6 protein-coding genes are annotated in these 7,248 nt (G+C 71.7%); 5 read left to right on the top strand and 1 reads right to left on the bottom strand.

The window, feature by feature from the left end:
- The 4 genes from G6020_RS09200 to G6020_RS09185 form a co-directional block, all read left to right on the top strand.
- On the top strand, positions 1-1,583 hold a 1,583-nt coding region (locus G6020_RS09200; RefSeq protein ID WP_347238343.1), incomplete at its 5' end, for a VWA domain-containing protein.
- Between the two features lie 25 nt (positions 1,584-1,608).
- A complete protein-coding gene (locus G6020_RS09195) occupies positions 1,609-2,772 on the top strand; it encodes an iron-containing alcohol dehydrogenase (protein WP_241730857.1) in 1,164 nt (387 codons plus the stop codon).
- Positions 2,769-4,136, top strand: a complete 1,368-nt coding sequence (locus tag G6020_RS09190; RefSeq protein ID WP_179524180.1) for an ATP-binding protein — start codon at positions 2,769-2,771, stop codon at positions 4,134-4,136. The genes G6020_RS09195 and G6020_RS09190 overlap by 4 nt, the downstream gene beginning before the upstream one ends.
- Before the next feature lie 83 nt (positions 4,137-4,219).
- Positions 4,220-4,834, top strand: coding sequence for a response regulator transcription factor (locus G6020_RS09185; protein WP_338404046.1), 615 nt, complete (start codon positions 4,220-4,222; stop codon positions 4,832-4,834).
- Between the two features lie 141 nt (positions 4,835-4,975).
- Here G6020_RS09185 and mftM read toward each other — a convergent pair whose 3' ends face one another.
- On the bottom strand, positions 4,976-5,809 hold the full coding sequence (gene mftM / locus G6020_RS09180) for a mycofactocin oligosaccharide methyltransferase MftM (protein ID WP_182610405.1): 834 nt from the start codon (positions 5,807-5,809) through the stop codon (positions 4,976-4,978).
- A 214-nt stretch (positions 5,810-6,023) separates the two neighbouring features.
- Between mftM and G6020_RS09175 the strand changes: the two genes are divergently transcribed.
- Positions 6,024-7,248, top strand: a 1,225-nt coding sequence (locus G6020_RS09175) for an aldehyde dehydrogenase family protein (protein WP_182610404.1), incomplete at its 3' end; no start/stop codon positions are given.

Here is a 7,248-nt window from a genome sequence, read left to right as displayed (position 1 = left end):
TTCGGGGCCGGCCGGGCCCGCAGCGTGGCCGGGCGCGGGACCGGACGACGATGACGGCCGGGGACAGGTCCCACGTCTCGCCCCCGCAGGTGCTCGACATCGTCTCCGTGGCGTTCGGGCGGCTGCTCAGGGAACGCGGGGTGGCGGTCTCCCCGGCCGAGGTGGTGGAACTGCGGACGGTCCTCGCGCTGGTGGGGACCTCCCGGCCCGAGGTCCTTCGGCCGGCGCTCCGTGCGGTGACCGTCAAGTACCAGCGGGAAAATCGGGGCTTCGACGCCGTCTTCGACAGCTTCTTCCTCGGTGTGCGGGCGGCCCGGGTCGAGGACTCCGGAGGGGCCCGGGGCGACGCCCCGCAGGTGGGGGCGCTGCCCGACGAACTGGGACTGGACTCGGACGGGTCCTCGCCGTTCACCCCGTCGGACCTGGACCCGGCCGAGATCGGTGACCTGGTCGAGGGCGACGAGACGGCCCGCCGTGACGAGGACATCCACTACGACGACTCCGACTTCTCGACCGCGACGGGCGAGGAGGAGTTCGCGGTCGAGGCGGGCGCGGAGCGGTGGCAGTCCTCGGTCACCTACGAGATCGAGGTGGATCGCGCGTCGTCGGACCGGGTGGGGGAGATGGGGTCCTCCGCCATCTCGGTCTCCAGTGGCGAGTCGTTGGACTGGGCGGACGCGCTCGACGTCCTGCGGACCCTCGACGGGTACGACGCCCGACAGGTGTACGCGGTGCACGCCGACGAGGGCGGGCCCCCGGCGGGCGAGCAGGTGGGGATGTTCGTCGACGCGGTCGTGGAGTTCCTGAGGAACCTCGCGGAGGACGTCACCGACGGTCGTGTCGGCGACGACGAGGTCAACGGGGGCCCGGAGGCGCCCGACAGCGGGGACCTCGAGCGCGCGTCTCACGAGGTGATGCGCCGGATCCGGGGCGCCCCCCGGCGGCGCTCCCGGCCGTTCGCCCGCGGGCTGCTCGATTCGCGCTCCACCCTGCGACGGGCCTGGGCGACGGACGGCGAGGCGTTCACCATCATGAACCGGACCCGTGTCCCCGGGCCGCTCAAGCTCCTGATCCTCGTCGACGTGTCGCTCTCGGTCCGTCCCGTCACCGGATTCGTGCTGCGGCTGGCCCAGAGCCTGCACCGGAAGGTCAACAGGTGCTCCGTGGTCGCCTTCGTCGACCGACCCGTCGACGTGACCGACCACCTCCTGTCGTCGTCGGGTCCGGACGCGTTGGCGACCGTGCTGGCCGCACCCGGTCTGGACCTCGAGGCCAGCAGTGACTACGGGCGGATGTTCGCCGAGCTGCTCGACCGCCACGGCGACCTGATCGACGCCCGGACCTCGGTCCTCGTCGTGGGTGACGGGCGGAGCAACGGCCTGGATCCGCGGGAGGACCTGGTCGGACGGATCAGCAGGCGGGCCCACCGGATGGCGTGGATCACCCCGGAGGCCCGGAGGTACTGGAACCGGCCCACGTGTGGGCTGAGCGTGTACGCCCGGTACCTGGACGGGGTGGTGACCGCGCGCGACCCCGCGGAACTGTCCGAACGGGCAGGTCTGCTGGGAAGCTCGCTCGCCTGACATGACCCGGGCCTATCGTGTGGGCATGTCGTCGGAAGGCCGGGTGGCCAAGTTCCACGCGCCGGAGATCCTCTTCGGCTTCGGTGCCCTGCCCGAGGCCGCGACCGCCGCCATGGGACTGGGCGCACGGCGTCCCCTCGTCGTCACCGATCCGTGGCTCGAACTCACCCCGTGGCCGGGCACGGTCGTCGACGGGCTGAGGGCGCGGGGTGCGGAGCCGGTCGTGTGGTCCGATGTCCGGCCGAACCCGCGGGCGTCCCAGATCCTCTCCGGCGCGAGGACCTACCACTCCTCGGGGTGCGACGTCATCGTGGCGGTGGGCGGCGGCTCGGTGATCGACGCCGCCAAGGGGGTGGCGCTCGTCGTCTCCAACGGAGGGCACGTCCTCGAGTACGAGGGGGTCGACCGGATCCGGTTGCCGCTGCCCCCGGTGGTGGCCGTGCCGACGACGGCCGGCAGTGGTGCCGACGTCTCCCAGTTCTGCGTGGTCAACGACTCGGACCGGCGGACCAAGGTGACCATCGTCAGCCGCTCTCTGGTGCCGGACGTGACGGTCATCGACCCGGCCACCCACGCCACCGTCCCCGAGGACGTGCGGGCGGCCACGGCGATCGACGTGCTCTCCCACGGGGTGGAGGCGTACTTCTCGCGCGCGGCGGGTCCGTTGACGGACTCCCACGCCCTGCGGTCCGTCGAGCTGTGCACGCGGTCGCTCGACAGGCTCGGGGGCGGCGAGAGGCACGGCGACGGGCAACTGGAGGACATGGCGCTCGCGTCGCTCGAGGCGGGGATGGCGTTCAGCAACGCCGTCCTGGGGGCGGTCCACGCGATGAGCCACCCGGTGGGCGGTCGGTACGACTCCTCGCACGGCCAGATCAACGGGGTCCTGCTGTCCCATGTCGTCCGGCACAACGGGATGGTCATGCGCGCGGACCGCATGGCGGACCTGGCGCGCGCCGCCGGGGTGGCCGTCGGCTCCCGGGGCGGCCAGGTGACGGACCGGGTCGCGGACCGCTTCCGGGACCTCGCGGAGGCCGTCGGGATCCCGGCGGGGCTCGCTCAGCTGGGGGTCCGTGCCGAGGACATCCCCACGTTGGCCGCGCACGCGCTCGACGATCTGTGCATGGCCACGAACCCGCGTCCCGTCACCCTCGAGGACGTCGAACGACTGTACCGGGAGGCGTCATGACCGAGGGGCCCACGGATCTGGACTCCCTCCTGGGCCTGCGGTCGGTCAAGAGGAGCTTCTTCGATCAGTACCGTGCGGCGGAGTCGAGGCTGCGCCGCTCCATGCACGCGCTCGATCGGGTCTCCGGTGCGCTGGTGCGGACCGCCGAGGGGCCCGAGGAGCTGATGCTGTCGGTCCTCCGGGTCGCCTACGACCAGCTCGACGCCGAGTGGGCGCTGGTCGCCCTCCGGGACGGTCAGCTCCCGTCCGTCGAGCCACGGCACGTCATCGTGGACCCCGAGGGGCGGTTCGTCGCGTTCGAGGGGCGGGATCTGGCGCCGGTCCCGGAGGGGCTGCCCACTGATGTGGTCAATGTCCTCCTCGCGGTCCTCCGCGGCGGCAGGTCCTCCGAGGTCGCGGACGCCGGAGGCCCCGACGCGGTGACCGTGCCGCTGATACTGCACGGCGGGGTGATCGGGGGACTGGCGTCCTGGCGCCACCCCGGGCGGCCGGCCGAGGACATCGACACGGTGGTCCTGCGGATTCTCGCCGCGCAGGCGGCCGTGGCACTGCACAACTCCGTCCTTTTCCGGGACCAGGAGACGTTGCTCGCGCGGGCGGAGGAGGCGTACGAGGAGGCCCGGGGGCACGTGGTGGAGCTGTCCCGGCGGAACTCCGAACTGGAATTGGCCCATCGGGAACTCGACGCCGCACACCGCCAGCGGATCCTCGACGTGGAACGGTCGCGGATGGCCCGGGAACTCCACGACAGCGTCTCCCAGCTGGTCCTCGGCGCGGGGATGCACCTGCAACTCGGACTCGACGCGGTGGGGCGGGTCGACCGGCAGCGGCCGCTGCTGGAGAAGGCGGTGCACCTGACCGACCAGGCCGTCGACCAGCTCCGGTCCGTGATCTACGCCCTGCGCACGATCGACGACGGGGACGGGCGGTTGAGCCGCCTGATCGAGGACCTGTGCCGCCTCCACGTCCCGTCGAGCATGACCACCGAGGTCCGGGTGCTCGGCGACGAGGTCCCGACGACCCCCGGGATCGAGCACGAGCTGCTCCGGATCGCCGGTGAGGCGCTCGCGAACTCCGCGCGGCATTCGCGGGGGCACGGCGTGGTGGTGACCCTGGACTTCGGTGACGAGGCCGTGGTGCTGACCGTGGAGGACGACGGCGTGGGACGGCCGGAGGACCTGCGGGCCATGCTCGAGGGCGAGCGGACCGGTTCCCCCGCGGAGCGCCAGGGCCTGGTCAACATGAGGGAGAGGGCCGAGCTGGTGGGGGGAGAACTGGGCATCGTGCAGTCCGACCTGGGTGGGGTGGCGATCACTGTGGTGGCGCCCCGCGTCGACGGACTCGACCGGCGGCCGGCCCGATGACCCCGGGTCCGACGACCCCCGGGCCGAGGACCCCGCCTGGGACCGGCCCCACGACCCCACCGTCGACGATCCGCACCGTCCTGGTGGACGACCACGCCGTCCTGCGAGAGGGATTGCGACTGATGCTGGAGCGGGAGCCCGACCTCGAGGTGGTCGGTGAGGCGTCGACCGCGGACGCTGCGCTTGAGGTCATCCGCTCGACCCGCCCGGACGTCGCGGTGATCGACCTCAAACTCGGGAGCGGCTCCGAGCTCGACGGGTTGCGGGTCTGTGCGGCGGTCCGCGACCTGTTCCCCGACGTGGCCCCCCTGGTGCTCACGACCTTCCTCGACAAGGCGATCGTCGTGCGGGCGGTCCGGGCGGGGGCCCGGGGATACGTGGTCAAGAACGTGGACGTGACCGAGCTGGTGACCGCCGTCCGGTCGGTCTCGGCGGGGCAGAGCGCCTTCGACGCCCGCACCGCGTCCATGGTGCTCGACGCGCTCAAGGGCGTGGGCTCGGCGTCCGAGGCCCTGTCGGCCCGGGAGATCGAGGTCCTGAAATTGCTGGCGGAGGGGATGTCCAACAAGGAGATCGGTCAGGCGCTGTTCATCTCGGCCACGACCGCCAAGTTCCACATCAGCAACATCCTGCGCAAGCTCAAGGTCTCACGGCGGGCCGAGGCGGTGTACGTGGCCAGTCAGCAGGGCCTGCTCTGACCGCCCCCGCCCCGCCCGTCGCCGCCGCCCCGCCCCGCCACCGACCGGGCAGCCCAACGAGAAGAGCGTTCCGCGCACCCTCTTCTCGGCAAACGTGTGCGGAACGCTCTTGGCGACGGGGCGACGGGGCGACGGGGCGCGTCACTTGTCGACCACGAGCCACCCGCCGTGGTGCTGGTCGACCCGGGTCCGCACACCGGAGGCCCGGCCGTCACCGACAGCCTCGATCCGGGCGGCGAGTGCCGTCAGCGTGGGGACGTCGAAGGTCCGGACATGGCCGTACTGCGCCACGGCGACGGCCTCGAAGGGCACGGCGATCACCAGGCGTCTCCGCGCCAGACGGAGTGCGTCGCGGACCATGTCCCAGCCGGCGTCCTCGTCCAGATGCTCGAGGACGTGGACGAGGTAGACGGTGTCCGCGGCGGCCGGGGCCAGTGGGGTCGTCCGGGCGTCGAGGCAGACGGGCGTGGGCCGGGCGGCGCCGACGGGTGCGCAGGTCCGGAGCAACCCGAGGACGGAGGGGTCGAGGTCCACGGCGATGGTCCTGACACCCTCGCGGGCGAGCCGCAGGGACAGGAACCCGAAGCAACACCCGATCTCCACCGCGGAGTCGCCGACCATCTCCGCCACCGCCCGGTCGTGCACCGGGGAGAACGGGCAGACGCCGCTGGCCAGAGCCGAGATCGACGACCGGTAGTAGGCGGACCAGCACTCCTCCCATCTCGCGTCCCGGCAGGTCACGAGCGCGGTCACGGCCCGGTGGAACTCGTCGACGGTGTGCAGGACCCCGGTCGCGAGCAGGTCGCGGGCCATGGCCGGGATCAGCGCCTCGCTGACCTCGTCGTCGTCGAGGTCGTGCCCGATCCGCACCCGACGGTCGTCGGCGATCACGGTGAACGCCCCGAAGCGCCGGCCCGGTCCGCCCCGGATCGCCGAGATCGTCCGGCTCGTCCCGCGGGTCGCTGTGGTCTCCATGGGGGCAGACGGTAGGGCGAGCGGGAGGCCCGCGGCGAGGGGATCCGGTGGATTCCGGCAGGTCGAACGGGTCCGGCCCTGCCCGGTCGGGCAGTGGCCGCACGCGATCGGCTCGGGCCGGCGGTCGTGCAACGTTGCTGCAACCCCGCCGCGCATAGTGTCCTACATCACAGCGACGACCACGGGGGTCGCGCGGAGGAGAAGGAGGGGCACGATGCCCGTTTTCGCACAGCCCGGCGCCGATGGTTCGGTGATGTCCTACAAGAGCCGCTACGACCATTTCATCGGCGGCGAGTGGGTGGCACCCGTCAAGGGCGAGTACTTCGAGAACGTCACCCCGATCACCGGCCAGGTCTTCTGCGAGGTCGGCCGCGGCACGTCCGAGGACATCGAGGCGGCCCTGGACGCCGCGTGGGCCGCGGCCCCCGGCTGGAACGCCACCTCCGCCGCGGAGCGCTCGCTGGTCCTGCTCCGGATCGCCGACCGGATGGAGGAGAACCTCGAGGCCATCGCGCTGGCCGAGTCGTGGGACAACGGCAAGCCGATCCGCGAGTGCCTGGCCGCCGACATCCCGCTGGCGATCGATCACTTCCGCTACTTCGCCGGCTGCATCCGCGCCCAGGAGGGCGGGATCTCGCAGATCGACGAGGACACGGTGGCGTACCACTTCCACGAGCCGCTCGGCGTGGTCGGACAGATCATCCCGTGGAACTTCCCGGTCCTCATGGCGGTGTGGAAGCTCGCCCCGGCCCTGGCCGCGGGTAACTGCGTGGTGCTCAAGCCCGCCGAGCAGACCCCGGCGTCGATCCTGTTCCTCATGTCCGTGATCGGCGACCTGCTCCCGCCCGGCGTCGTGAACGTGGTCAACGGATTCGGCACCGAGGCCGGCAAGCCGCTGGCCTCCAACCCCCGCATCCGCAAGGTCGCCTTCACCGGTGAGACCACCACCGGACGCCTGATCATGCAGTACGCCTCGGAGAACCTCATCCCGGTGACCCTCGAGTTGGGCGGCAAGAGCCCCAACATCTTCTTCGAGGACGTCATGGACGCCGACGACGACTTCCGTCAGGCCGCGCTCGAGGGCTTCGCGATGTTCGGCCTCAACCAGGGCGAGGTGTGCACGTGCCCGTCGCGCGCGCTCGTGCAGAGGTCGGTCTTCGACGAGTTCAGCGAGCTCGCGATCGAGCGCACCAACAAGATCACGCAGGGCAATCCGCTCGACACCGACACGATGCTCGGCGCGCAGGCCTCCAATGACCAGTTGGAGAAGATCCTGTCCTACATCGACATCGGCAAGCAGGAGGGCGCGGACGTCCTCACCGGCGGCGGACGGGCGGAGCTCGAGGGCGATCTCGCGGGCGGCTTCTACGTGCAGCCGACCGTCTTCCGCGGCCACAACAAGATGCGGCTGTTCCAGGAGGAGATCTTCGGGCCCGTGC

This window comes from Dietzia sp. B19 (genome assembly GCF_014145155.1).
GTDB lineage: Bacteria > Actinomycetota > Actinomycetes > Mycobacteriales > Mycobacteriaceae > Dietzia > Dietzia natronolimnaea.
Note: the sequence above shows the minus strand (reverse complement) of the source record. Positions and strands in the feature narration are given on the sequence as shown.